Here is a 265-nt window from a genome sequence, read left to right as displayed (position 1 = left end):
TACGAAACTTTGTTTAGTTTTGAGAGGATGACCTCTCTTTTTACGCCTATCGGGCCTATAGCTCAGTTGGTTAGAGCGCACGCTTGATAAGCGTGAGGTCGATGGTTCAAGTCCATCTAGGCCCATCAAGCGTTCGCTTGTTAATTGAACAACCCTTATGGGGGATTAGCTCAGCTGGGAGAGCGCCTGCTTTGCAAGCAGGAGGTCATCGGTTCGATCCCGTTATCCTCCATTGGCCGTCAGGCCAATTCACCGACGCAAGTCG

General features: G+C 50.9%; 2 tRNA genes. Both read left to right on the top strand.

From position 1 onward, the window contains the following. Window positions 1–51: 51 nt before the first annotated feature. Window positions 52–125: transfer RNA gene (locus GSO_RS15335), tRNA-Ile, on the top strand. A 34-nt stretch (window positions 126–159) separates the two neighbouring features. Further along, window positions 160–232 (top strand) — tRNA-Ala (locus GSO_RS15330). The last annotated feature ends 33 nt before the right edge of the window (window positions 233–265 follow it).

Source organism: Lacticaseibacillus zeae DSM 20178 = KCTC 3804, from assembly GCF_000260435.1.
Taxonomy (GTDB): Bacteria; Bacillota; Bacilli; order Lactobacillales; family Lactobacillaceae; genus Lacticaseibacillus; species Lacticaseibacillus zeae.
The sequence above is the reverse complement of the archived record's forward strand: the minus strand, read 5'-3'. Positions and strand labels throughout refer to the sequence as shown.